This is a genomic window from Alcaligenes sp. (genome assembly GCF_050255915.1).
GTDB classification, from domain to species: Bacteria; Pseudomonadota; Gammaproteobacteria; order Burkholderiales; family Burkholderiaceae_B; genus Alcaligenes; species Alcaligenes aquatilis.
In genome coordinates this window covers 215,017-239,089 of sequence record NZ_JBFWIQ010000004.1, presented here as the reverse complement: position 1 = coordinate 239,089, position 24,073 = coordinate 215,017, and the positions used below count along the sequence as shown (strand labels likewise).

22 protein-coding genes are annotated in these 24,073 nt (G+C 56.1%); 4 read left to right on the top strand and 18 right to left on the bottom strand.

Annotation, left to right across the window (positions count from 1 at the left end):
- Positions 1–41: 41 nt before the first annotated feature.
- The 4 genes from ispG to ndk form a co-directional block, all read right to left on the bottom strand.
- Positions 42–1,328 (bottom strand): flavodoxin-dependent (E)-4-hydroxy-3-methylbut-2-enyl-diphosphate synthase, encoded by a 1,287-nt coding sequence (ispG, locus tag AB7E06_RS07015; protein ID WP_395029265.1) that lies wholly within the window; start codon positions 1,326–1,328, stop codon positions 42–44.
- Positions 1,325–1,819 (bottom strand): helix-turn-helix domain-containing protein, encoded by a 495-nt coding sequence (locus tag AB7E06_RS07010; protein WP_094197059.1) that lies wholly within the window; start codon positions 1,817–1,819, stop codon positions 1,325–1,327. The genes ispG and AB7E06_RS07010 overlap by 4 nt, the downstream gene beginning before the upstream one ends.
- Positions 1,816–2,964 (bottom strand): 23S rRNA (adenine(2503)-C(2))-methyltransferase RlmN, encoded by a 1,149-nt coding sequence (gene rlmN / locus AB7E06_RS07005; RefSeq protein ID WP_094197060.1) that lies wholly within the window; start codon positions 2,962–2,964, stop codon positions 1,816–1,818. The genes AB7E06_RS07010 and rlmN overlap by 4 nt, the downstream gene beginning before the upstream one ends.
- Before the next feature lie 149 nt (positions 2,965–3,113).
- Positions 3,114–3,539, bottom strand: a complete 426-nt coding sequence (ndk, locus tag AB7E06_RS07000; RefSeq protein ID WP_009455885.1) for a nucleoside-diphosphate kinase — start codon at positions 3,537–3,539, stop codon at positions 3,114–3,116.
- Between the two features lie 253 nt (positions 3,540–3,792).
- Between ndk and AB7E06_RS06995 the strand changes: the two genes are divergently transcribed.
- A complete protein-coding gene (locus AB7E06_RS06995) occupies positions 3,793–6,645 on the top strand; it encodes a valine--tRNA ligase (RefSeq protein WP_395029266.1) in 2,853 nt (950 codons plus the stop codon).
- 148 nt (positions 6,646–6,793) lie between these two features.
- On the opposite strand, the gene AB7E06_RS06990 is transcribed toward AB7E06_RS06995, so the two are convergent.
- The 8 genes from AB7E06_RS06990 to AB7E06_RS06955 form a co-directional block, all read right to left on the bottom strand.
- Positions 6,794–7,642, bottom strand: coding sequence for a class I SAM-dependent methyltransferase (locus tag AB7E06_RS06990; RefSeq protein WP_108727652.1), 849 nt, complete (start codon positions 7,640–7,642; stop codon positions 6,794–6,796).
- Between the two features lie 73 nt (positions 7,643–7,715).
- Positions 7,716–8,477, bottom strand: a complete 762-nt coding sequence (trmD, locus tag AB7E06_RS06985) for a tRNA (guanosine(37)-N1)-methyltransferase TrmD (RefSeq protein ID WP_108727653.1) — start codon at positions 8,475–8,477, stop codon at positions 7,716–7,718.
- An 86-nt stretch (positions 8,478–8,563) separates the two neighbouring features.
- Positions 8,564–9,163, bottom strand: a complete 600-nt coding sequence (gene rimM / locus AB7E06_RS06980; protein ID WP_094197064.1) for a ribosome maturation factor RimM — start codon at positions 9,161–9,163, stop codon at positions 8,564–8,566.
- A 32-nt stretch (positions 9,164–9,195) separates the two neighbouring features.
- On the bottom strand, positions 9,196–9,456 hold the full coding sequence (gene rpsP / locus AB7E06_RS06975) for a 30S ribosomal protein S16 (protein WP_009455906.1): 261 nt from the start codon (positions 9,454–9,456) through the stop codon (positions 9,196–9,198).
- Positions 9,457–9,592: 136 nt separating this feature from the next.
- Positions 9,593–9,847, bottom strand: a complete 255-nt coding sequence (locus AB7E06_RS06970; protein WP_009455909.1) for a sulfurtransferase TusA family protein — start codon at positions 9,845–9,847, stop codon at positions 9,593–9,595.
- On the bottom strand, positions 9,847–12,474 hold the full coding sequence (gene alaS / locus AB7E06_RS06965; protein WP_427955894.1) for an alanine--tRNA ligase: 2,628 nt from the start codon (positions 12,472–12,474) through the stop codon (positions 9,847–9,849). Before alaS ends, AB7E06_RS06970 begins: the two co-directional genes overlap by 1 nt.
- 284 nt (positions 12,475–12,758) lie before the next feature.
- Complete coding sequence (puuE, locus tag AB7E06_RS06960) at positions 12,759–13,691, bottom strand: allantoinase PuuE (protein WP_406612013.1); 933 nt, start codon at positions 13,689–13,691, stop codon at positions 12,759–12,761.
- Between the two features lie 11 nt (positions 13,692–13,702).
- Positions 13,703–14,458 (bottom strand): GntR family transcriptional regulator, encoded by a 756-nt coding sequence (locus AB7E06_RS06955; protein ID WP_427955890.1) that lies wholly within the window; start codon positions 14,456–14,458, stop codon positions 13,703–13,705.
- A 205-nt stretch (positions 14,459–14,663) separates the two neighbouring features.
- Here AB7E06_RS06955 and uraH point away from each other — a divergent pair, with 205 nt between their 5' ends.
- The 3 genes from uraH (at position 14,664) to AB7E06_RS06940 (ending at position 16,835) form a co-directional block, all read left to right on the top strand.
- Entirely contained in the window at positions 14,664–15,017 is a 354-nt protein-coding gene (gene uraH, locus AB7E06_RS06950) for a hydroxyisourate hydrolase (RefSeq protein WP_249459539.1), read from the top strand.
- A 58-nt stretch (positions 15,018–15,075) separates the two neighbouring features.
- The gene (locus tag AB7E06_RS06945) at positions 15,076–16,308 is read left to right on the top strand and encodes a urate hydroxylase PuuD (RefSeq protein WP_108727659.1); all 1,233 of its coding nucleotides are present in this window, start codon (positions 15,076–15,078) and stop codon (positions 16,306–16,308) included.
- A 359-nt stretch (positions 16,309–16,667) separates the two neighbouring features.
- Positions 16,668–16,835 carry a hypothetical protein gene (locus AB7E06_RS06940; protein WP_427955885.1) on the top strand — a complete coding sequence of 56 codons (168 nt, stop codon included), beginning with the start codon at positions 16,668–16,670 and terminating at the stop codon, positions 16,833–16,835.
- 316 nt (positions 16,836–17,151) lie between these two features.
- Here the strand turns inward: AB7E06_RS06940 and AB7E06_RS06935 are convergent, their stop codons facing one another.
- The 6 genes from AB7E06_RS06935 to AB7E06_RS06910 all read right to left on the bottom strand — a co-directional run bounded on the left by AB7E06_RS06935 (position 17,152) and on the right by AB7E06_RS06910 (position 24,058).
- A complete protein-coding gene (locus AB7E06_RS06935; RefSeq protein ID WP_427955882.1) occupies positions 17,152–18,597 on the bottom strand; it encodes a hypothetical protein in 1,446 nt (481 codons plus the stop codon).
- Positions 18,594–19,442: a hypothetical protein gene (locus AB7E06_RS06930; protein ID WP_427955879.1), complete on the bottom strand. Its 849-nt coding sequence runs from the start codon at positions 19,440–19,442 to the stop codon at positions 18,594–18,596. Before AB7E06_RS06930 ends, AB7E06_RS06935 begins: the two co-directional genes overlap by 4 nt.
- Complete coding sequence (locus AB7E06_RS06925; protein ID WP_395029274.1) at positions 19,439–20,308, bottom strand: TcpQ domain-containing protein; 870 nt, start codon at positions 20,306–20,308, stop codon at positions 19,439–19,441. Before AB7E06_RS06925 ends, AB7E06_RS06930 begins: the two co-directional genes overlap by 4 nt.
- 103 nt (positions 20,309–20,411) lie before the next feature.
- Positions 20,412–21,725, bottom strand: coding sequence for an extracellular solute-binding protein (locus AB7E06_RS06920; protein WP_094197073.1), 1,314 nt, complete (start codon positions 21,723–21,725; stop codon positions 20,412–20,414).
- Positions 21,726–21,732: 7 nt separating this feature from the next.
- Positions 21,733–22,986: a D-amino acid dehydrogenase gene (locus AB7E06_RS06915; RefSeq protein WP_094197074.1), complete on the bottom strand. Its 1,254-nt coding sequence runs from the start codon at positions 22,984–22,986 to the stop codon at positions 21,733–21,735.
- 37 nt (positions 22,987–23,023) lie between these two features.
- On the bottom strand, positions 23,024–24,058 hold the full coding sequence (locus tag AB7E06_RS06910; protein ID WP_094197075.1) for a CDP-6-deoxy-delta-3,4-glucoseen reductase: 1,035 nt from the start codon (positions 24,056–24,058) through the stop codon (positions 23,024–23,026).
- Positions 24,059–24,073: the final 15 nt, after the last annotated feature.

The window sequence follows — 24,073 nt, the reverse complement described above, 5'->3', positions numbered from 1 at the left end:
ATTCTAATGGTTTGCTCGCCATAGACTGACAAGCGTGTTGATCAAACCGTTGGAGCCTTGCCATAGCGGCGCTCAACGTAATTCTGGACAATGGTCTGAAATTCTTGAGCGATAGTATCACCCTTCAGGGTCACCACCCGCTCGCCATCCACATAGACGGGTGCCGAGGGCACTTCCCCGGTTCCCGGCAAGCTGATGCCGATATCGGCGTGGCGGCTTTCCCCTGGACCATTGACCACACAGCCCATCACCGCGACGTTCATGGTTTCCACGCCGGGATACAGATCTTTCCAGACGGGCATCTGGTCACGCAAATAGCCTTGAATATCGTTGGCCAGCTCCTGGAACACCGTACTGCTGGTGCGACCACAACCCGGACACGCCACCACCATAGGGGTGAAGGCACGCAAACCCATGGTCTGCAAAATTTCCTGAGCCACCACCACTTCACGGGCACGATCGCCACCGGGTTCGGGCGTCAGGGAAATACGAATGGTGTCACCAATGCCTTGCTGCAACAAGACGGCCAAGGCGGCGGTGGAAGCCACAATACCCTTGCTGCCCATCCCCGCTTCGGTCAAACCCAGATGCAGGGCGTAATCGCAACGCGCGGACAAATCCTGATAAACCGTAATCAAATCCTGCACATGGCTGACCTTGCAAGACAGCACGATACGCTTGCCGTCCAGACCCAGCTCTTCGGCACGCTGGGCATTGCTGATGGCCGAAAACACCAGGGCATCACGCATGACAGCTTGCGCCGTCCAAGGGTGTGCGCGTTGATTGTTCTCGTCCATCATGCGGGCCATCAGCTCGTGATCCAGGCTGCCCCAGTTCACACCGATACGCACGGCCTTGTCGTAACGGCAGGCGATTTCAATCATCTTGGCAAAGTTATCGTCCCGACGCTTGCCTCCGCCCATATTGCCCGGATTGATCCGGTACTTGGACAAGGCTTGTGCGCATTCCGGAAAGTCGGCCAGCAGCTTGTGCCCGTTGTAATGAAAGTCCCCCACCAAGGGAACATTGACACCCATGCGGTCCAATTGCTCACGGATCGCCGGCACTTCTCGCGCGGCTTCCGGGGTATTGACGGTAATACGCACCAGCTCGGAACCCGCACGCGCCAACTCCTTGACCTGGATGGCCGTTGCAATGGCATCGACCGTATCCGTATTGGTCATGGACTGCACCACGACAGGAGCCGAGCCCCCCAGTTTCACGACATGATCGCCCCAGCGCACATCCACCGTGCGCGTCACCCGTTTGGGTTGAGCACCAACCGGCAAGGGCTGGCAAGCAGAGGGAGTTCCGGGACCCTGCGTCATTTCTTCAAATCCTTAAGCCAATCAAACACCAACCATTGATCAGGAACCCAGCCCCGATCAATGGCGTAAAAACCGGCTACCAACAACAAAACAATAATAATTAGAATCCAGATCCAGCCTGAACCACCGCGTGATTCGGCATATAGGCCCAAATCCGTACTGGCCAGCCCCGAACCGGAATGATCACGCGGTACGGGCTTGGGGGCTGCAGTATCACTGACCTGAGATTCCAGCATGACCAGCACTGCCGAGACATCGGTCTCGAGAAAGCGCGCATAATTGCGCACCATGCCACGCAAGGGCTGCCCCCCGGGCAACTGACTCCACTCCTGAGCCTCCAGAGCCTCCAGTTGCCGAACCGAAAACTTCAGGCGGGTGGAGGCTTCGTTCAGCGTACACGATTGCGCCAGACGCAACTCACGGAGTGTGGGACCCACACCTGAGCCCGCTTCCGGCGCCGATTGCTTGGTAGGATCCAGAGTCTCGCTCATGCACGTTCCTGTTTGATTTGAATGACGGCCCGATCAGGCAAACGCTGCTCGATACGGGTGCGATCACGAATATCACCCGCCAACTGCCCGCAAGCAGCCGCAATATCGTCGCCACGCGTCTTTCGTACGGTAGTGACCACTCCGCCATCCATCAGCCTTTGGGCAAACTGTTTGACCCGTGCGGCAGAGGAGCGCTTCAGACCGGACTGCGGAAAAGGATTAAAAGGGATCAGATTAAATTTGCAGCGCACAATGCGCGCGATATCCAGCAATTCCTGCGCATGTTGGTCGGTATCGTTGATGCCGTCCAACATGATGTATTCAAAGGTAATGAAGTCACGCGGGGCATGCTCCAGATAGCGATTACAGGCATCCAGAAGCTCGGCCAGCGGATACTTCTTGTTCAGCGGCACCAGACGGTCGCGCAACGCATCATTGGGCGCATGCAGCGACACAGCCAGAGCCACCGGGCAATCTTTGGCCAAACGATCCATCATGGGTACCACACCGGAGGTGGATACCGTCACGCGACGGCGCGACAGACCGTAGGCATTATCGTCCAGCATCAGGCGCAAGGCACCGAGCACCTGATCATAATTAAGCAAGGGCTCGCCCATGCCCATCATGACCACATTGCTGATGACGCGCGTACTGGTTTGTTCAGCTTCCCCGATACGGGCCGTTTCAGGCGCACCCAGCAAAGCACGGCGGGCAAACCAAAGCTGACCAATGATTTCAGAGCTTGTCAGGTTGCGGTTGAAACCCTGGTAACCCGTGGAACAGAATGGACAGGCCACGGTACAACCAGCCTGACTGGAAATGCACAGGGTGCCCCGATCATCCTCGGGAATGAAAACCGCTTCGACGGCGTTATTGCTGCCTACATCAAACAGCCATTTACGAGTGCCGTCGGTAGAAATGTGTTCGTGCGACATGCTGGGCGCAGTGACAACGCAATTGGCGCTCAACTGCTCGCGGAACTCGCGCGCCAGATCTGTCATCTGCCCAAAATCGTCCTGTTGACGCTGGTGTATCCAGCGCTGCAATTGGCGCGCACGGAAAGGCTTGCCGCCCCATTGGGCAACCAGTTCAACAAGTTGCTCCGGGCCCAGGCCCAGAATATTGGTAGGTTCGAGCGATGACATAAAAATAATACCTTCACGCGGTCTGGCGACTCATTTTTTGCAGAAATGCAAAAAAGCCTCTTCTTGTAGGACTTACCCGGCACACCAGAGTTCCAGTGGGCCGGGCAAGTCTTGATCAGAGTGCCGCCGGTACTGCGCGGTTTAGCCAATTAACGGCTGTAAACGTTGCACTCTGGGAAGAAGAAAGCGATTTCGACAGCAGCAGTTTCAGGAGCGTCGGAACCGTGAACAGCGTTGGCGTCGATGCTCTCAGCGAAGTCAGCGCGGATGGTGCCAGCGTCAGCTTTCTTGGGGTCGGTAGCGCCCATCAATTCGCGGTTCTTGGCAATGGCGCCTTCACCTTCCAGAACTTGTACGAATACAGGACCGGAAACCATGAAGTCGACCAGATCCTTGAAGAAAGGACGCTCGGCGTGCACGCCGTAGAAGCGCTCGGCTTCGCCACGGGACAGGTGAACCAGGCGACCAGCGATCACTTTCAGGCCAGCGCCTTCAAAGCGGGAAATAATCTGACCGATCACGTTTTTAGCAACAGCGTCGGGCTTGATAATGGACAGAGTGCGTTCAATAGCCATGTGAAAATCCAAATAAGAACAATATAGTGTAGTCTTTGCTGCGTAAAGCAAAATGCAGATCCGACGGTTCGCGCTAAATTTTTTAATGAAAACAAGCACTTTCATCAGATTTACGGCAACCCGGCATTTTACCACGCCAAAGACGCACGGCCACATCTTAAAATAGTGCATCTTACATTCGTTTTTTACCCAGGATTAGTCCCGCCCTATCTGGCACCGAACGTGCCAAAAGGGGCAGGCAGACCGCATCACCATGACCAACTCATCCGCAACGACCTCCGACGAGCAATTATCCAAGAGCTTTGAACCCCAGGAAATCGAAACGCGCTGGTACGCGCGCTGGGAGCAAGCCGACCTTTTCAAGGGAGGCCAGCACGTCCAGCCCTTGGGTGATCATCAGTCCGAACCCTTTGTCATTCAGTCCCCACCACCGAACGTCACCGGGACTTTGCATATGGGCCACGCCTTTAACCAGACCATCATGGATGGCCTGACGCGCTACCACCGCATGAAAGGCGACGATACGGTCTACATTCCTGGCACCGACCACGCCGGGATTGCCACCCAGATCATTGTGGAGCGCCAGCTCGATGCCCAGAACATCAGCCGCCACGACCTGGGTCGCGAAAAATTCCTGGAAAAAGTCTGGGAGTGGAAAGAGAAATCCGGCAACACCATTACCAGCCAGTTTCGCCGTCTGGGCGCGTCCTGTGACTGGAGCCGCGAATACTTCACCATGGACGACAACCTGTCCCGTGGCGTGCTGGAAACCTTTGTCCGCCTGTACGAACAAGGTCTGATTTACCGTGGCAAGCGCCTGGTGAACTGGGACCCTGTACTGGGCACCGCCGTGTCCGACCTGGAAGTAGTCAGCGAGGAAGAAGACGGTCATCTGTGGGAAATCCGCTACCCGCTGACCACACCCCAGGGTGATCTGACCCACCTGACGGTGGCCACCACCCGTCCGGAAACCATGCTGGGCGACGTTGCCCTGATGGTGCACCCTGAAGACGAGCGCTATATCGGCCTGATCGGCCAGACCGTTACCCTGCCCCTGGTCGGCCGCTCCATCCCGATCATTGCGGACGATTATGTAGACCCAGCCTTCGGCACCGGTGTCGTGAAGGTGACCCCTGCTCACGACTTCAATGACTATGCTGTTGGCCAACGCCACGGCCTGGAAATGATCAGCATCCTGACACTGGATGCCCACATTGCCGACACCGCCCCCGAAGCCTATCAAGGCCTGGAGCGCTTTGCCGCGCGCAAGCAAATCGTGGCCGACCTAGAAGCCCAGGGCCTGCTACAGGCCGTCAAGCCACACAAGCTGATGGTGCCACGTGGCGACCGCACCAATACAGTCATTGAACCCATGCTGACTGACCAGTGGTTTGTAGCCATGAGCAAGCCCGCTCCGGAAGATTCACTGCACCCCGGCAAGAGCATCACCAAGGTTGCCCTGGATGTGGTGGCCGATGGCCGTGTGCGCTTCTACCCCGACAACTGGTCCAACACCTATAACCAGTGGCTGAACAATATTCAGGATTGGTGCATTTCCCGTCAGTTGTGGTGGGGTCACCAAATTCCCGCCTGGTACGCCGAAGACGGTAGCCTGTTTGTCGCCCGTTCCGAAGAAGAAGCTCTGGAACAAGCCCGCGCCGCTGGCGTGACCGGCCCACTGCGCCGCGACGAAGACGTGCTGGATACCTGGTTCTCCTCCGCCCTGGTGCCCTTTACCGATCTGGGCTGGCCTGAAGAAACTCCAGATCTGGCCCGTTACCTGCCCTCCAGCGTGCTGGTCACTGGTTTCGACATTATTTTCTTCTGGGTTGCCCGCATGGTCATGATGAGCATGCACCTGACCGGCCGCGTTCCATTCAACACCGTCTACGTTCACGGACTGGTGTGCGATATGGAAGGCAAGAAGATGAGCAAATCCAAGGGCAATACCATTGACCCTGTGGATTTGATCGACGGCATCGATCTGGAAAGCCTGATCCACAAACGCACGTTTGGCCTGATGAACCCCAAGCAGGCACAAAGCATTACCAAACGCACCAAGAAAGACTACCCCGACGGCATCCCCGCCTTCGGCACGGACGCACTGCGCTTTACCATGGCCGCCTACGCCACTCTGGGCCGCAATATCAACTTCGACATGAAGCGTTGCGAAGGCTACCGCAACTTCTGCAACAAGCTGTGGAATGCCACCCGCTTTGTGTTGATGAACACCGAAGGTCATGAGCTGCACGCCGACGCACCCGCCGAACTGAGCTTTGCTGATCGCTGGATCATCAGCCTGTTGCAAGGCCTGGAACAGGACGCCGAGCGCGGTTTTGCCGACTACCGTTTCGACAACGTCGCCAATGCCATCTACCACTTTGTATGGGACGAGTACTGCGACTGGTACCTGGAGCTGGCCAAGACCCAGATCCAGAACGGCACGCCCGAGCAGCAACTGGGCACCCGCCGCACCCTGATCCGCGTACTGGAAGTGGTGCTGCGCGTAGCGCACCCTATCATCCCCTTCATCACGGAAGAACTGTGGCAGAAGGTCTCGGTGGTGGCTGGTAAACGTGCCGCTGACGAAACCACCAGCATTTCGGTCCAGCCCTACCCAATTGCCAACCCCGCCGCGGTTGATGAGCAGGCAGTGGCCCAGGTTGCCGAACTGAAAGCCCAAGTGGACGCCATCCGTGCCCTGCGTGGCGAAATGAACATTTCGCCCGCTCAGCGCGTACCGCTGATTGCCCAAGGCAATGCCGAAACCCTAAAAGCCAACAGCCCGTATCTGGCTGCGCTGGGCAAGCTGGAAAGCGTGGAAATTGTCGATCAACTGCCTACCGATGCAGGCGCACCGGTACAAGTGATCGGCACCACGCAACTGATGCTGCACGTAGAGATTGACGTGGAAGCGGAGCGTATCCGCCTGTCCAAGGAAATTGAACGCCTGCAAGGCGAAATCAGCAAGGCCGAAGCCAAACTGGGCAACGCCAGTTTTGTGGAGCGTGCCCCAGCAGCCGTAGTGGAACAGGAACGACAGCGCGTCATTCAGTTTGGCGAAACCCTGGCTAAAGTCCAGCAGCAATTTGCTCGCCTGAACTAACGGCCTCCCAGCACAAAAAACTGACTGCAATAAACGACACCCCAAAGATTGGATGCCTATCCAACCTTTGGGGTGCTTTTATGACGAAGCAGGATAGATAGCCCAGATTGGCTGCATCATGGCACAACCGTGCCCAACAATGGCGTGCTCAGTCCCGACTTGCCTCAAGACCATACATCAAAGGGACGCCAGCCTGGCCTACGGGTGCATACATTCGCCGCCCCGGGCCCTCATGCATCTGCTTAAAACCCTTCCAGCCATTTGAATACGGATACTCTTCCAATTTTCGCAAACGCAAACCGGCCTCCAGCAAGACACCAACCAGTTTAGCCAAGCCCCAACTAAACTCCACACTGGGATGCGGGTTCTCAAACTCCTGCATACCTTCAGTTTTGCCTGAAAGCAGCAACCCTTCGCCTGATTCCGCTACGTAATCACCCACCCCTTCCGGGAACACCATGGGCTGGGTATTGAAATAATCGTATTTCAGCGCCCAGTGCTCATCAAAGCAAAGCGCAAAGGGGTGGAACTCCACCAGCACCAAACGCCCTCCAGGCTTCAAAACAGAAGCGACGCCCTGCGCCCACGCCCTTAAATCCGGCAACCAACACAAGACACCATAGCTACTGAATACAATATCGTATTGCAGCCCCTGACTGGCAGCCTGCCTTAACCACTGCACCACGTCTTCGCGATGAAACGCAGCCGGAATACCCGTATCTCGAGACAGGGCCGTCGCAAAGGAAATCGCTTCATCGGCGATATCAACCCCAGTCACTAGTGCCCCAAGCGTGGCCAAACTCAAACTATCCTGCCCGCAATTGCATTGCAAATGCAGCAGTGAGCGCCCCTTGAGTTCACCTAGCAGCTCCAGCTCCTCTGGAAACAAAGTAGAACCACCACGGCGAAAGAACTGAGCCTGATCCCCTTTATGACTATTATGGGCAAGTGTTGCCGCATTCCAGGACTGGCGATTTTGTTGCTCAACTTTACTCATAACCCCCTCATGGGCCACCCTAGGCAGCACACCATCAGATTACTTGCCCAATGTCATACCCACCCCAAGCCGCTTATGACACTCCCCCGTCATCAAGCGAGGCCAGGAAACGCTCATCTGCCTTGTTAAGCTCACCACGCTGACGGGCCTGTTCGATCAACTCCGGGCGCCGCAAGGCGGTCAAACGCAAAGACTGCTCACGCCTCCATGCCTGGATGCGACCATGATGACCGGACATCAAGACCTCAGGCACAGCCTGATCGCGATAAACCTCGGGACGCGTGTAATGAGGGCTGTCCAACAAGCCACTATTGTCGGCATGGAAAGAATCCTGACGAGCCGAATCGGCATCATTTAACACGCCGGGCAAGAGGCGGACCACGCTGTCGATAATCGCCAGCGACGCGATTTCACCGCCAGACAGCACAAAATCACCCAAAGAAAGCTCCTGGGTGACGCGTGCATCAATAAAGCGTTGATCTATCCCTTCGTAGCGACCACAAACCAGAACCGCGCCGGGGCCTTGAGCCAGCTCCTGAGCCACAGCCTGATTAAAGCGTCGCCCTGTAGGGCTAAGTAAAATCACTTCCGGCTTATCGCCACGGTCAGCCAGAGCCTGATCCAAAGCGTCGTTCAAGGGATCAGCCAGCATGACCATACCAGGACCACCTCCGTAAGGGCGGTCATCCACTGTGCGGTGCACATCGGTAGTGTAGTCGCGCGGATTCCAGGTCCGCATCTGCCAGATGCCCTGCTTGTGCGCACGGCCAGTGACACCAGCCTGGCTGACCACATCAAACATGTCCGGGAACAGGGTCAGGGCATCAAATCGCATGAGGACTCGGCAAGAGAAAAAGCAGATACGCGTTATAAACCCGGCCAGTCAAGCCAAAGCACCACACGCGCACAGGATTGAAACGATCAGATCGCCCAGTGGCTGTGCAACTCGCGGGCGGACATATCCACCGTATGCACAATGGCTTGCACAAAGGGAACCAGCTCTTCTTGTGGCCTACCCTGTTCGTCCTTTTCAGGTGTAAAGACACCCTCGGCATCCCAGGAGCCACGATGCACGACCAAAATAGAATGCGCGCCGTTATCCAGCACCTCTACCACTTCGCCTAAGCTTTCAGCTTGGCCGTCCTGCTCGCCAAAAAAGCGGCAGCCGATCAGATCGACCCAATAAAATTCGTCTTCGTCCGCTTTGGGAAAAGCGGCACGGGATACCCAAACGGTATGCCCCTTAAGAGCTTGAGCCAGCTCTCGATTATCCAGACCTTCAAACTGCGCCACGATGGTTGCCCCATGCTGCTTTGCGGTTTGCACTTGTCTGGGTGACGCAGACGCAAAAACGCCCGCCTGAGATTCAGGCCGGGGCGTTTTTAACCACCACGTTTTTACATTCAGCAGCGCTTTGGTTTGCATGGAGTGCGGCTGGATTTTGACCCAACCACGTACGCCATAAGCGGAAACAATGCGTCCAAGCTCAACAAGGTCAGCAGGAATCGCTGGTTGCTTCACACTAACACCACTAAAAAAACAGGTGAATCAACTTAGGCAGCCGAAGCAACCTTAGCCGAGTATTCTTTCAACAGGCGAGCCACAGCAGGCGAAACCTGAGCACCGTTGTCGGTGAAGTGCTTAACGCGGTCCATTTGCAGACGCAGGTTTTCATGACCTTCGCCAGCAACGGGGTTGTAAAAACCCAGACGTTCGATGAAGCGACCATCACGGCGTTGGCTCGCCTCGGCGGCTACTACGTTGTAAAAAGGACGCTTTTTGGAGCCACCACGGGCCAAGCGAATTACCACCATTGATAATCCCTTTATTGTGTAAGGTAAACAAAAAATTCTAGCACTATTCTGGCACGTATGCCAAAAGTAACACGCTAAGATAGCAGATTCAGTGCTAGATACGCAACAGACAAAACAGTATTCTACCGCCGTCAGCTTACCGACGGCGTAAAAAATGCAGAGTTTTTTCAGCTTGCTGGTCTTGAGCCAACAGTTCATTGCCAGTTTGGCGACAAAAAGCCTGAAAATCTTGAATAGCGTGCTGATCGGTTGTAATGACCTGCAACACTTGCCCGGACTCCAACTGCGCCAAGGCTTTCTTGGCACGCAAGATAGGCAAGGGGCATTTCAGCCCGCTTGCATCCACCTGCAGATCGCTATTGGGCAAAGCGCCGGTCTCGGACATCGTCATTACGCACCTAACTTGCTTTGTACCCAGGCCTGCACCGAGGCATTGGCCTGAGGCAGGACGCTGGCATCGGTACCGCCGCCCATGGCCATATCAGGACGACCACCACCCTTGCCGCCCATTTGCGAGGCCACAAAACCCACCAGATCACCGGCCTTGACCTTGGCGGTCAGGTCAGGTGTCACGCCCGCCACCAGACTGACCTTGCCGTCGGCCACGATGGACAGCAAAATCACGGCAGACTGCAGCTTGTTCTTCAACTGATCGGCCATTTCGCGCAGGGCTTTGGCTTCCACGCCTTGCAGCGTGGCCACCAGCAGACGGCTGCTGTCATTCAAGGGTACGGCTTGGGCCAACAAGTCCTGGCCGGCCGAAGCCGCCAGCTTGGATTGCATTTGTTCGCGCTCGCGCTCCAGATCCTTGATCTGAGCTTGCAAGGCACTGATACGGGCAACCAAACCTTCTGGTTGGGTACGCAGGCTGGCAGAGGCATCGTTCAGCAGACGTTCCTGGGCTTGCACCCAGTGCAGGCTGTTGGTGCCGGTGATGGCCTCAACACGGCGCACACCAGCGGCTACGCCACCTTCCGAGACAATCTTGAACAAGCCGATATCGCCCGTACGCTGAACGTGCGTACCACCGCACAGCTCGCGAGAGAAACCAATATCCAGTACACGCACTTCGTCGCCGTACTTTTCACCAAACAAAGCCATGGCACCGCCGCTGACGGCGTCGTCAAACGACATCAGCTGGGCTTGCACGGCCTGGTTAGCCAGAACCTGATCGTTCACAACGGCTTCAACCTGAGCGATTTGCTCGGCCGTCATGGCGGCATCGTGAGCAAAGTCAAAACGGGTCTTGTCAGCGTCCACCAGGGAGCCACGTTGTTGAACGTGACCGCCCAGCACCTGACGCAAGGCCTTGTGCATCAAGTGCGTGGCCGAGTGGTTACGGATCACACGCTCACGACGCTCGGTATCCACCTGGGCTTGAACAGTCTGGCCCACAGTCAGCGTGCCAGCGTTCAGCACACCCTGGTGTCCGAAAACCTGATTGGAGATCTTTTGTGTATCTTGAACGTCAAAGGACAGCCCTTTGGCGTCGCTCAAGATACCGGCATCCCCTACCTGACCACCGGACTCGGCGTAGAAAGGTGTGGCATCCAGAACCACTACCGCTTGCTGACCTTGGGTCACGGATTGCACAGAGGTGCCATCCACATACAAGGCGGTAACCGTGCCGCTACCTTCCAGAGTGGTGTAACCATCAAAGCGGGTTTGCACACCGGAATAGCTCAGGCCTTCGGCGGTTTTGAACTTGCCCGAAGCGCGTGCCATCTGACGCTGGTTTTCCATGGCGACTTCAAAACCGTCCAGATCGACCTCGATGCCACGCTCGCGGCAGATGTCGGCGGTCAGGTCCACGGGGAAACCGTAGGTGTCGTACAAGGTGAACAGCGTCTGGCCGTCCAGCTTGGCATTCTCTGGCAGGTTGGCCAAAGCGCCTTCCAGAATACGCATGCCGTTTTCCAGCGTCTCGCTGAAACGCTCTTCTTCCTGGCGCAGCACTTGTTCGATACGCTCGCGCTGGCTAATCAGCTCGGGGTAGGCTTCGCCCATGGTCTGGCCCAAGTCCTGCACCAAACGGTAGAAGAACAAGCCCTTCTGACCCAGCTTGTGGCCGTGACGCAGGGCACGGCGAATAATACGGCGCAGCACATAGCCACGGCCTTCATTGCTGGGGATGACCCCATCAATGATCAAGAAGCTACAAGCACGGATGTGGTCCGCAATTACCTTGAGCGAGTTATTGCTCAGGTCACTGGTCTTGGTTTCACGCGCGGCGGCTTGAATCAAGGATTGGAACAGATCAATTTCGTAGTTGGAGTGCACGTGCTGCAGCACAGCCGAAATACGCTCCAGACCCATCCCTGTATCCACACAAGGCTTGGGCAGCGGTGTCATGGTGCCGTCGGCAGATCGCTCGAACTGCATGAACACCAGATTCCATACTTCAATGTAACGATCGCCGTCCTCTTCAGGCGATCCGGGAGGACCACCCCAGACGTCGGCGCCGTGGTCGTAGAAAATTTCCGAACAAGGTCCACAGGGGCCGGTATCGGCCATCTGCCAGAAGTTGTCCGAGTTGTAACGCACGCCGCCCTTGTCGCCGATGCGGATGATGCGCTCTTTGGGCACACCAATTTCCGAGGCCCAGATATCGTAGGCCTCATCGTCTTCCTGGTAGACGGTGACCCAGAGTTTTTCTGCAGGCAGTTGGTAAACCGTCGTCAGCAGTTCCCAGGCATAGCGAATAGCGTCTTGCTTGAAGTAATCGCCAAAGCTGAAGTTGCCCAGCATTTCAAAAAAGGTGTGGTGGCGGGCGGTGTAGCCCACGTTTTCCAGATCATTGTGTTTACCACCGGCACGAACACAGCGCTGAGAACTGGTCGCACGCTTGTAGGGGCGGGTCTCTTTACCCGTGAACACGTCTTTGAACTGCACCATCCCTGCGTTCGTGAACAGCAAGGTAGGGTCATTCCCTGGAACCAAGGAAGCCGAGGAAACGATGTGGTGTCCCTTGGATTCAAAAAAAGAAAGAAACTTCTGACGAATTTCTGAGGTTTTCATTACATGCAACGCGATGGAAAATTTAACTGCCTATTATAAGACGATCAGCCTTGCAGCCCATGCGCGCGCTGCGCTGGCACAACACCTGCCGCCCCGGCATAGCAGTGAGAAGCCCGGACGCCACACTCCCTTTACGAGCGGCTGCGTAAGCGTCAGATAGTACTGTTTTCAGCGGGCAGAAACAACAATTCCGACCCTGGCGAGTCGGAATGTGAATGCACCCTGCTCAGATTCAGGATGTTGTCTTGATGGACCAGGAGGCATGAACCCTGGCCCTGCCCCGATCAGGCCTTGGGCTGATAGGGATGATGCTCGGCCCAGTGGCGAGCAATATCCACACGACGGCACACCCAGACACGCTCATGCGATTGCACGTAATCCAGGAAACGCTGCAAGGCGCGGAAACGGCCAGGACGGCCGATCAGACGGCAATGCAAACCGATGGACAGCATCTTGGGAGCCTCTTCGCCTTCCTCGTAAAGCACATCAAACGCGTCTTTCAGGTAGGAGAAGAAATGATCGCCGGTGTTGAAACCCTGAGGAGCCGCAAAGCGCATATCATTGCTGTCCAGGGTGTAAGGCACGATCAACTGAGGCTTGACAGTATTGTCGCTGAGCTGAACCTCGGTCCAGAAAGGCAAATCGTCACCGTAGTAGTCGGAGCTATACAGGAACTGGCCCTCTTCAGCCACCAGACGCAAGGTATTTGGGCTATCGCGGCCGGTGTACCAGCCTTCGGGATGGTGGCCCAGCAAGTCCGTCAGCACGTTCACGCACTGGCGCATATGCTCGCGCTCGACTTCTTCGGACACGTTCTGGTAGTGAATCCAGCGGTAGCCATGGCAAGCGATCTCATGACCCAGGCGCACGAATTCCTGAGCCAGCTCGGGATGACGCTCCAGCGCCATGCCCACCCCAAACACGGTCATGGGCAGGCCACGCTTTTCAAACTCGTTCAGAATCCGCCAGACACCAGCACGCGAGCCGTATTCGTAAATGGACTCCATGGATAAGTGACGGTCCGGGTAAGCGGCTGCACCAATAATTTCAGACAAAAACTGCTCAGAGCCCGGGTCACCGTGCAGGACGCAATTCTCGCCGCCTTCTTCATAGTTCAAGACAAACTGCACCGCAATGCGCGCCCGATCAGGCCATTGTGCATGGGGCACGTTTTTACCGTAACCGACCAGGTCACGAGGGTACTTGCTCAAGGACATACCGTCTCCGTTTAGCGTTTTACGCTGAGGGCCAGCCAAGGATCGGCAGCATTGCCATCACCCGCTTCGCTCATGCGATGTTCACAATCACTTAAGTGATGATGCATAGCCAGATGCGCGCCTTCGGCATCGCCCTGACTAAGCTTGTCCAAAATCTCTTTGTGCTCGTAAAACGAACACGCCTGTTCGCCCGGTGTATCGTGATACGCAATGATGAGCGTGGTGCGGGCGCACAAGGTGTGCATCAACTCGGTCAGTTCATCATTGCCAGCGCAGCGCGCCAGCATCACATGAAACGCATTGGACAGGCGCAACCAGCTGATGCGGTCGCCATTTTCAAAAGCGTGCTGTTCACGTTCCACCATTTCATACAGGCCAGCCAAACGCTCCGGCAGATCCGGGTAGCTGATCAGTTTTTGCAGAATCAAGGCTTCCAGATCACGCCGCAGTTCAAACACGTCCCGTGTTTGCTTGGCCGTCGGCTTCCAGACAAAAGCACCCCGATTGGGTTCAATGACCACAATCTTGTCGTGTTCGAGGGCTGCCAGCGCCGCACGAACGGTCGCCCGCGAGCACTCGAAAATCGTGCATAGCGTGGCTTCCGTCAGTTTGGTTCCAGGCAAAAGACGGCGGTCAACGACCGCATCAAAGATCTGACTATAAACACGCCCGACCTCCGTATCTGCCATGCCTCCCTCTAACAGCGAGGAGGCGCTGGGCGCTTGGGATTCACTGGTCATCCCCTCTTGCCGCCGTATCTGAAGCATAGAATTTCTCGTTATTGACTATTGACAATTATTCGGTACCCCGACAAAATCGTCAACATAAATTGTCGACAATCTGACTCCTCAAACAGAGCGACAGTTTCGGGGCCTCAACCCAGCGCACTGATCCTTGCACCGTTGGCCCCCGGCCGGTTCTCAAAACTGGGCTCGCTGGACCTTTTTTGATCACCATAAACCGGAGACATTTATGGGAAAGCTATCAACCCATGTCCTTGACACGACTCAAGGACGCCCAGCCAGCGGCGTGCGCGTCGATCTTTATTCCATCGAAAACAATCAACGTACTCTGATCAAAACCACTCACACCAATAGCGACGGTCGCTGTGATGAGCCCCTGCTGCAAGGCGAGGCCATGCACACGGGCGTTTTTGAACTGGTGTTTCATGCAGGTGACTACTTTGCCGCCAGCGGTGTGACTCTGCCCGAGCCACGCTTTGTTGATCAGGTCGGCATTCGCTTTGGTATCGCTGATGCCAATGCCAATTACCACGTCCCCCTGGTTGTCACCCCCTGGTCCTGGTCTACCTATCGCGGCAGTTGATCGCGTATTCAAGTCGACTTTTCGCTTCTATACGAAACCACTCTGATACGAGATCTTTATGTACGCTTACCTACTTGAGTACGGCAACCTGCTGCTGCGCTGGTTGCACGTAATTGCGGCCGTCGCCTGGATCGGCGAGTCCATCTACTTTGTGATGCTGGACAACGGCCTGAAACCGCCTAAAGGCGAAGAAAGCAAGAAACGCGGCGTGTTTGGCGAGATGTGGGCTGTCCACGGCGGCGGCTTCTATCACAACCAGAAATACCTGACCAACCCGGCTGAGCTGCCCGATGACCTGCACTGGTCTTTCTGGAAGTCCTACACCACCTGGTTGTCCGGTTTCTTCCTGTTCGCCCTGCTCTACCTGACCAAGCCCGAGTTCTATCTGGTCAACCCCAACAGTCCCTGGGAGTGGGCGGCTCAAATGACCGGCACGCAAGCCAACGTCATGGCTATTGCCTTCCTGGTACTGGGCTGGGTGGTCTATAACGGCCTGTGCCGCTTGATCAGCCCCAACATGAACCGCGACGGCCTGCTGAGCGTGGCGGTGGCCATCATGATGGTGGTCGTGGCTTACCTGAGCGCGCACATCTTCTCGGGTCGTGCTGCTTTCTTGCTGACTGGCGCTGTCATGGCCACCAGCATGTCGGCCAACGTGTTCTTCTGGATCATTCCCGGCCAACGCCGCATGGTCAAGGCACTGAAAGCCGGTGAAGCCCCCAACCCTCTGGATGGCAAGCGCGGCAAACAGCGTTCGGTACACAATACCTACTTCACGCTGCCCGTTCTGCTGCTGATGCTGAGCAACCACTACTCGTTCACGTATAACAACCCTAATGCGTGGATCATCATGGTGCTGTTCATCTTTGCCGGCGCCCTGATCCGTCAATACTTCGTGCTGATGCACGCTGGCATCAAAAAGCCTGCCTACCCGGCTGCCGGTGTTGTGCTGCTGCTGATCGTTGGCTACCTGGCTGCACCTGCCAGCCTGAAAGGTGACGTTGCCAGTGCTCCCGCAGCCGCTAACGGCGCAGAAACCGTCAACGTTGCACGCATCCAGGAAATCATGGATGCCCGATGTGTTCAGTGCCACGCGGCCAAACCCAATGCCGACTTCGGCTTTACGGCTGCCCCTGCCGGCATGTTGCTCGATACCATCGACAACACGGTGCTGCACGCCGAACAGGTGAAAACCGTGGTGCACTCCAAGTACATGCCCCTGGGCAACATGACGCAAATGACCGACGAAGAGCGTGCTGCCATTGCCGCTTGGAGCGGTACCCGCGACTAAAGCAGAACAAGGCTCAAGCCTGACCGAGCGACAAGCTCCGTGGTCACTTTCAACCCCGATCTGATGAAAATCACGTCGGGGTTTTTTCTTTCTCAAGGACTGTGGGGAGACGCGCCAGATTTGCGACTTGACGGGCTCCTGGCCTTGGGGAGTCAATGACATACAGGCTCAAGGATATACGGGCTGGAAAACTGAATCATGGTGACTTTGAAAGCTCGAGTTTGGCTAGACGCATCCCCCCGGCCTCAGGAAGGCAAACAGAGTTTTATGGATTGAACTTCCGGCTGCGACTGCTGAGCCTGATCCGAGGCGGTTGACATATTCAAAACCTGAGCCTGTCCCCGACTGTGGCTTTGGCTTTGGCTTTGGCTTTGGCTTTGGCTTTGGCTTTGGCTTTGGCTTTGGCTTTGGCTTTGGCTTTGGCTTTGGCTTTGGCTTTGGCTTTGGCTTTGGCTTTGGCTTTGGCTTTGGCTTTCAGCATGTTCCCGGGGCAGCCCTATTTCAAGCTCAATACAGCGACTATCTAAAGACAAGAGGCGCATTTGCCTATCTCGCTCGCGCCCTATCGGCCATAACTGTCCTTGCTGAAACAGGAGCAGGCGCTGCCCATGCTGCACCTCAGCCAGCAAGCGCGTATCCCGCCCATAGACAGCTTTCAGTTTCAATCCAGGAATAGCTTTGCTCGATCTGCTCTTGTCCACGTCCGGTTGAGCCAAACCCGCCCCCTCCTGCCCCTCTAATGGCCTGGAGCATGAGGCCATGTTCTGTCGCGCCTGCTCGGCCTCCAGCAGCAACATATCGCGCACGACTGAAACCATGGCTTCAGTTGCTTGAGCTGGCAAGCTAAGTATCAGCGCTCCGCCAAACAGAATGCTCAAATACCTGCGCGCGTTCCTCCTTGCCCGAACCTGCCCACTCATCAACATAGCCTTCCAGCTCCACGATAAAAACGCTGCCCAGCAGCGAGGGATAAGACTGCGGACTCACTGACAAGCTCAACCTGTCCCACTGCAACTGAGGCAAGTGTGCGGCGAGCAGGTAGGCTGAACGCAAAGGAGACTGACTGCTCCAAGTACGACGCCAGGCATCTGGTTCTGATTGATCTCTGGTGCGCCGAGACTCCTTGGCTTGGATCAGAGCCTGTGTCTGCTCCCCAGCCTTTGCTTGCAGCTGTGTGTCCGCCTGATTCCCGGTTTGAACTTGCCCTGAATACTGAGATTGGTGGTGCGCCTGTGCCCGGGCAAGCGAAAAACGCATAAATGCGGGCTGCAAAGCCTTCAATTCGGCAATCAGGTTGGCTGATGACTCAACAGGCAGCGTTCCCTGACCTTGTGGCGATGGGCGCTGTTGCTCCTTAGGCCGATAAGTGCGTTGCACATACAATTCAGCCTGCCCTGCCCCTGTCAGCGCCAGCATGTTCGGAGCGCGAGTTTGACGCTGCATGGCCAAACTAAAGCTTTGTACATCTTCAAACCCATAGCGTGCATGACAGTCCCAAGAAGCCACGCGACGACGGCAGTCCACCTCCTGCAAGCGCCAGCCCACTCCTTGTGCCGGCAGCTCCTCAATCAGATCCAGAACAGTCTGCGCGCTAGATAGCGGCAATGTATTACCCTGCTCAAGAACCCCTTTGCCAGCAGGCTGTCGTTCAGCCCCCACCCCACGAGAGTCGGCAGACAAAACGCCTGCCAGAGCCAGCACCATCAGCAACGGCGCAACAAGCAAGCGAAGAGGGACCTTACTGGGACGCCAAAGCTCTCTGCCGCCTTGACGCTGCATACAAGCCTGCGCTCGTCTACCCTGCTCCAGGCACACCCATACATCATCGGGTTGCCGCAGTTCACGTATGGCGGGATAGCGTTCCTGCATTGCCTGTCGCAAGGCCTGCACCTGCCCGACCTGTGTCAGCACACAATCACTGCCTTCCACAACCAAACCCTGCTCCAATGCCAGGAACCACAGCAGGCCGGGAGCCACGGCCCATAAAAGAAAAACCGCTTCATCAGGGTGATGCACAGCCAGACACGCAGCCGCCGAATAAGCCCGCATATGCCTGCGTTTTACCCGTGTTGGCCCCTCTTGAACCAATCGCAATATCGAGTGTGTCCGTTTGGAATAGAGCCACCGGTTTTGTACCCAGCCTATTGCTTGTCCTGCTGCCTGCCCTTCCAAGAAACAAGCCCAATGCGATTGTGTCGAATTCCGAGTGTGAGTCCAGCGCGTGTCCTGTCCGTGACGTGCCCATTGCAAACCAAACCAATACTCACGCTTGGCTGTGGAAGCATTCATTTCTCTCTCCCGCCGCTACCCACAGAGCGGCTAGCTCGCGCACTATCGAAGTACCACAATTCAGGCTGGTGCTTCAACGCTGAACCCAATGCCTCCAAGCGTTCCGGTGTATCAGTCACCAACAAAGCATGGGGCGGCACCCCAAGCACCTGGACCCTTCCAGCGCGAGATAGAAAAGCTTGTGCCGTGTCTTGCAGATAAACATGGGCGGCGTTTTCCAGACTTGGCGTTTCAGTCTGCACAGACGTCACAGCGGACTCGAAGGCATTAGCTGCAGGTTTATCCAAATAAGCAGCATTCACGGCTTTGATCGGCGGTAAAGCAAAGTGACGCGTTTCCGTGCGATATAACTCGATACGTCCTGCCCGATAGCGCCACCGAATGCTGTATACCGCGCTGACTTGATTGAGCAACTCCGGCAAGCGTAATTGCTCAAAAACCAGGCTGCCATATTGGGGCGGCACGTCCAACTGATCCCCCACACTGAGTCGCGGCAAGAAAAGCGCCAAAGGCAGTCGCGCCTCCGGGCTGATGGATACCGTCAGATCCGACAAAAAAGACAGGCGGCGCGCCAGTTCATCCAGACCGGGTAAAGGCGTTTCCAAGGAAAAGCTGAATGTCTGTCTGGAACTCATCAGGTCTGGTGAGTCAGCGGCTTGCTGGATGGGCACAGCAGCGCCCAACAGCCAAGGTCTATCAACAGACTGGGCCGGTGCATCTGTAGGCAGGTCTAACGTGCCTAAAAAAACAGCATCGTCCAGCCACGGCGGGTCAAGGTGATGCCCCGCTGTTTGCAAAGCACAGCCCGACAACAAAACCAAAAGCAGCAAAAAGAGGTGATTCATGACCGCTCCTGCTGCTGCACACTCGGGTCGCAGGGTTGCGGACTGGCCAGAACACGCAGCACCTGATTGGAATAAAAACAGGCCTGCAAAGAATGGGCGTTCAGTTGTGCCGCCGTCAGCAATTGGACCACCGCAGACTCAAAGTTCCCCTTAAAGCTGGCGGCAGCCTTGACAGGAAAATCCACCTCCAAAGTCCAATGTTCCGGCGCAAAAACCCATTTCGCTTGTTTGGCCCAACGCATTAGCGCCTGCCTTAGCGTCCGATCTTTCAAACGCAGTTCAAAAACAGTGGAGTCAGGGTTCGGGAGATTGACCGCCCACATATCCGAGCTGGCTTGAAAGGCAACCCGTTGCACCAACTGTGCGGGCGCGGGCTCTGGTTCCAGCTCCAGCACTTGTACCGCCCCCACAGAGCTCGGTTTCAAGGGATCTCCTACAAGCAAAGGCTGGGCTAAAACATCCGATTCCTCTGCCCCTGACAAGGCAGAGCCTTCACTCTGGCTACTCTTGCGCCGCAGACTGGCCTGTGCCTGCGCCCTGCCTGCACGAAACACCAGCTCCGCCCACAAGCCATCGACTAACTGAAACTGCCCCGAAGGTCGTAGCGACAGCAGCACTTCCTGTCCGTCCCTGCGGCCAAACACCGCTGGCAAAATCTGATCTGGTGCAAAATGCAGCCAAATGCGCGTCCCGTTATCAAAGACCTGCATAGGCCCCACTTTGGGGTCGCCGGATAAGCGCCAATCAAAATTGAAGACGCGCGCACCCGGATCGGCCAACAGACCATCCGGCCCCTGACTGGACTGACAGGCAGACAGCCCAAGCGCACAGATCAGCACGATGCAGAAACGGACAAGAAAACGCATTACAAACACCCAAAGAAAAAACCCCATGTCCCGTCAAGGGCATGGGGTCTATCTTCAAGGATGCTTGCTCAAGCCGCTAGATCGGCTTGTACGCACAGATAAATCAGCGTCCTCTCTGTGCCACCAAACGATTAGCTTGCGTGGCGGCAGTACGCAATGCCGTCATGGCAGGTTGCTGCCCATCCAGCGCACTTTCCAGGCTCTGATTGAACACGGCACGAATCTGACGGTAGTTACGGAAATTGCCCTTGGCTGTGCCCGACGTACCGCTGCTGTAGGCTCCCACCAGGTGCATCCAGTCGCCCTTGTCCTTGTAGTAGTCGTTGCCTGTGGCATTAAAGGCTTCGCGGCTCACCGGTAAAAAACCTGTCTTCTGGTACCAACGTGCGGCGTTCTCAGGCTGAGCCAACCAACTGATGAAACGGGCCGAAGCCTGATTCTGTTCGGCATTATGGCCTTTTACCGCCCACAGCGCCGATCCGGTCACAAACGGTTTACCAGGAGTTTGGGTCACTTCAGGATAGTAAGGCAGACCAGTCACTGCGTACTTCAAGCCACGCGTGTCGCTGTATTCACCAATATGGCCGGAGTTCGAGAACATGACGGCACATTCGCCCTTGGCAAAGCGCTGGGGCGATTCTGGCAATGTGCCGGGCTTGACCATCAGCTCGGATTTCACCCAACTGATCATCATGGACAGGTGACGGATGTACATCACATCAAAGTCAAAGCCCACTTTGCCTTTCACCTTGGGACCCGGTGCCAGACCGTAAATCTGGTTATTCACCGCTGCCAGGTTCTCCAGGTTGATGGAGACAGACTGATCCGAAGTCAAGGGACAACGGCGCGAGCCTTTATTGGCCAGATCGACGAGCTGGGCCTGCAAATCCAGCCAGACACGGCTGGGCACCGCAGGCTCGATCTTGGCTTTATCAAACGCGTCCAGGTTGTAGTACATGACCGGAATTTCGGCCATATAAGGGAAGCCTTGCAATTGACCGCGGCCATTGCGCACAAAGGAGTTCGAGGCCAGGAACCAGGACACATTATCCATTTTTTCCCGAGCCAGCAAGGTGTGCATAGGCATGATGTAGGGGCGATCAGCGACCTCGTCCAGACCGGACATCTCGCCTAATTGCACCAGATTGGGCAAATCCTTGCCCGCTTGCAAAACCTGTTCTAAAGAAGCTTCCGTATCATGAGCCTTGACCGACACCTTGACATCGCTCTGGCTACGATTGAAATCCCGAACCAAGCGTTCAAACTCGTCCTGATTGTGCGAGTTCAAAGCGGTCCAGACCTGAATATCAACGGCTGCCAGGGCAGTCGACCCGAACAGCAAAGCGGCTGAGCCACCCGCTGCCATCGCCAAAGCCATAACACCCCGTTTCAACAGTAATCCGCGTAGATTTTTCATACATCCTTCATGATAAAAAAGGAAATTCAGGTTCGGGTTTGTGTCCCATGAGCAGGTCTGCCAGGGCTCGGCCAGAGCCTACACCCATCGTCCACCCCAGGGTGCCATGCCCTGTATTCAGGTACAGGTTAGGTATGGAAGAGCGGCCTATCAGTGGGATATTTGATGCTGTGGCAGGACGCAGTCCTGACCAGAAATGAACATTATCAAAATCCAATGCGCTTGGGAACAGATCCGCTACATGCGTTAACAAAGCCTGACAGCGGGCGGGGTTCAAATTGCGCGAATAGCCCGACAATTCTGCAGTTCCAGCGACCCGCAGGCTATCGCCTAAGCGGGAAAAAACAAGTTTGTGATCTTTATCGGTCAGGCTGACCGTGGGCGCCCCCTCGGGAACCAGTACCGGAAAAGTAGCCGAATAGCCTTTAGCCGGGTAAACGGGGCAGGAAATCCCCAGCGGCTGTAAGACGGTGGGACTGAAGCTACCCATGGCCACCACAAAGGCGTCTGCCTGTATGGACTCGTACGTACCGTCCGGGCCAATGACCTCAACACCTACCACACGCCCCTTGGCCGTCAGCAAACGGGTGATTTGTGTAGAAAAGCGAAACTCCACCCCGGCTCGCTTGGCCATGGCCGCCAAACCGCAGGTAAATTGGTTGGCATCACCGGATTCATCATCCTTGGTATAGTCGCCACCCACAATCTGGCCACGGGCCGACGCCAGAGCAGGCTCTAACTGCACCAGCTCGTCCACGCTCATGATGCGGCGATCCACCCCCATATCGCGCATGATATCGGCCATCTGCTGAGAATCATCCAGGCTTTGAGCATCACGGTAAAAAGTGATGATGCCTTTTTCCTGATGGCGATAATCAAAATCCAGGCTAGGACGCAATTGCTTGAGTGTGCTGCGGCTGTATTCCGCCATGGCCACCAGGGCGCGCACATTGGGCGTAACCCGTCCAGGCAGGCATTCACGCAAGAACGACAGGCACCAACGCCACTGGCGCAGATCCAGACGCGGACGGAATAACAAGGGAGCATCGTCCTGCAACAACCACTTCAGCAGTTTGAACGGCATTTTCGGGTTGGCCCAGGGCTCGGCATACGACACCGAAATCTGGCCGCCATTGGCACGCGAGGTTTCCTGCGCAGGGCCGGTTCCCCGCTCCACGACCACCACCTCACAACCTTGCTGGCTAAGCCACCAGGCAGTTGATACCCCAATAATGCCGCTGCCCAGAACTGCTACTTTCATGTGTACTGTCCGCTTGTTGAGCTATTGACCAAGACGCTTACTTTACATCTGCCAGGGACGTAAAGGCATCTGCAAAATAATTGTCCGGATTCAGTTGGGCTTGCTCCACAAAATCCTTGCGCGCCGCTTCAACCATGCCCGGCGCGCCACAGGCGTATACCTGCCAGGCTGACAGGTCCGGCAAATCAGCCAGCACAGCTTGATGTACAAAACCGGTGCGGCCTGTCCAGCCATCTTCAGGCTGAGCGTCGGAGACCACCGGAATGAAACGCAAATTAGGCAATTCGCTGGCCCATTTCTCGGCCAGTTCGCGCTGGTACAAATCCTTGGGTCGACGCCCGCCCCAGTACAGCGCCACTTCGCGCTGGCTGCCGGTTTGAATCAGGCGTTCGATCAAGGCCTTGATCGGAGCAAAGCCCGTACCGCTGGCCAGGAACACCATAGGAGCCGCGCTGTCTTCACGCAGGAAGAAAGAACCCAAAGGCGCTTCCACACGCAGAATTTCGCGCTCTTTCATGGCGGTGGCACCGGCACCGAACACGTGATCGGTAAATACGCCGCCGGGCATGTGACGAATATGCAATTCCACCTGATTGTCTTCCCGTGGCGGTGTGGCCATGGAGTAGCTGCGACGGCTGCCGTCCTTCAGGATGAACTCCAGATACTGACCCGGGTAGTAACGAAATGGCTCGGACGACGGCATTTGCAGACGCACCACCATCACATCATCACGTACTTTTTCCAGGCCCACCACGCGCGAGGGCATTTTGCGAATCTGGATATCGGTCGCCATACGAATTTCGTGGGACTCGATCAACATGTCGCTGCTGGGCTTGGCCTGACAAAACAGGGTGTAGCCTGCAGCGCGATCCTCTTCGCTCAACAATTGCTCGGGCGCACGGCCTGCCTCGTACTCACCTTCAATGACCTTGCCACGGCAAGACGAACAGGTGCCGTTGCGGCAGCTATAGGGCAAGACGATACCGGCATTCAGTGCGCCATCCAGCACAGACTGTCCGGGCTGAACGTCAAAACTGTGCCCGCTGGGCTGAACCGTGACTTTGAAACTCATATCCAACACTCAAAA

What these genes read in the sequence shown, in the direction of transcription:
- AB7E06_RS07010 (WP_094197059.1), bottom strand. Translation starts at nt 1,819, where the DNA reads ATGAGCGAGACTCTGGATCCTACCAAGCAATCGGCGCCGGAAGCGGGC.
- AB7E06_RS06920 (WP_094197073.1), bottom strand. Translation starts at nt 21,725, where the DNA reads ATGAAAAATCTACGCGGATTACTGTTGAAACGGGGTGTTATGGCTTTG.
- AB7E06_RS06915 (WP_094197074.1), bottom strand. Translation starts at nt 22,986, where the DNA reads ATGAAAGTAGCAGTTCTGGGCAGCGGCATTATTGGGGTATCAACTGCC.
- ndk (WP_009455885.1), bottom strand. Translation starts at nt 3,539, where the DNA reads ATGGCTATTGAACGCACTCTGTCCATTATCAAGCCCGACGCTGTTGCT.
- rpsP (WP_009455906.1), bottom strand. Translation starts at nt 9,456, where the DNA reads ATGGTGGTAATTCGCTTGGCCCGTGGTGGCTCCAAAAAGCGTCCTTTT.
- AB7E06_RS06995 (WP_395029266.1), top strand. Translation starts at nt 3,793, where the DNA reads ATGACCAACTCATCCGCAACGACCTCCGACGAGCAATTATCCAAGAGC.
- AB7E06_RS06910 (WP_094197075.1), bottom strand. Translation starts at nt 24,058, where the DNA reads ATGAGTTTCAAAGTCACGGTTCAGCCCAGCGGGCACAGTTTTGACGTT.
- uraH (WP_249459539.1), top strand. Translation starts at nt 14,664, where the DNA reads ATGGGAAAGCTATCAACCCATGTCCTTGACACGACTCAAGGACGCCCA.
- AB7E06_RS06935 (WP_427955882.1), bottom strand. Translation starts at nt 18,597, where the DNA reads ATGAATGCTTCCACAGCCAAGCGTGAGTATTGGTTTGGTTTGCAATGG.
- AB7E06_RS06930 (WP_427955879.1), bottom strand. Translation starts at nt 19,442, where the DNA reads ATGAATCACCTCTTTTTGCTGCTTTTGGTTTTGTTGTCGGGCTGTGCT.
- AB7E06_RS06945 (WP_108727659.1), top strand. Translation starts at nt 15,076, where the DNA reads ATGTACGCTTACCTACTTGAGTACGGCAACCTGCTGCTGCGCTGGTTG.
- AB7E06_RS06990 (WP_108727652.1), bottom strand. Translation starts at nt 7,642, where the DNA reads ATGAGTAAAGTTGAGCAACAAAATCGCCAGTCCTGGAATGCGGCAACA.
- rlmN (WP_094197060.1), bottom strand. Translation starts at nt 2,964, where the DNA reads ATGTCATCGCTCGAACCTACCAATATTCTGGGCCTGGGCCCGGAGCAA.
- trmD (WP_108727653.1), bottom strand. Translation starts at nt 8,477, where the DNA reads ATGCGATTTGATGCCCTGACCCTGTTCCCGGACATGTTTGATGTGGTC.
- ispG (WP_395029265.1), bottom strand. Translation starts at nt 1,328, where the DNA reads ATGACGCAGGGTCCCGGAACTCCCTCTGCTTGCCAGCCCTTGCCGGTT.
- alaS (WP_427955894.1), bottom strand. Translation starts at nt 12,474, where the DNA reads ATGAAAACCTCAGAAATTCGTCAGAAGTTTCTTTCTTTTTTTGAATCC.
- puuE (WP_406612013.1), bottom strand. Translation starts at nt 13,691, where the DNA reads ATGTCCTTGAGCAAGTACCCTCGTGACCTGGTCGGTTACGGTAAAAAC.
- AB7E06_RS06970 (WP_009455909.1), bottom strand. Translation starts at nt 9,847, where the DNA reads ATGACGATGTCCGAGACCGGCGCTTTGCCCAATAGCGATCTGCAGGTG.
- AB7E06_RS06925 (WP_395029274.1), bottom strand. Translation starts at nt 20,308, where the DNA reads ATGCGTTTTCTTGTCCGTTTCTGCATCGTGCTGATCTGTGCGCTTGGG.
- AB7E06_RS06955 (WP_427955890.1), bottom strand. Translation starts at nt 14,458, where the DNA reads ATGCTTCAGATACGGCGGCAAGAGGGGATGACCAGTGAATCCCAAGCG.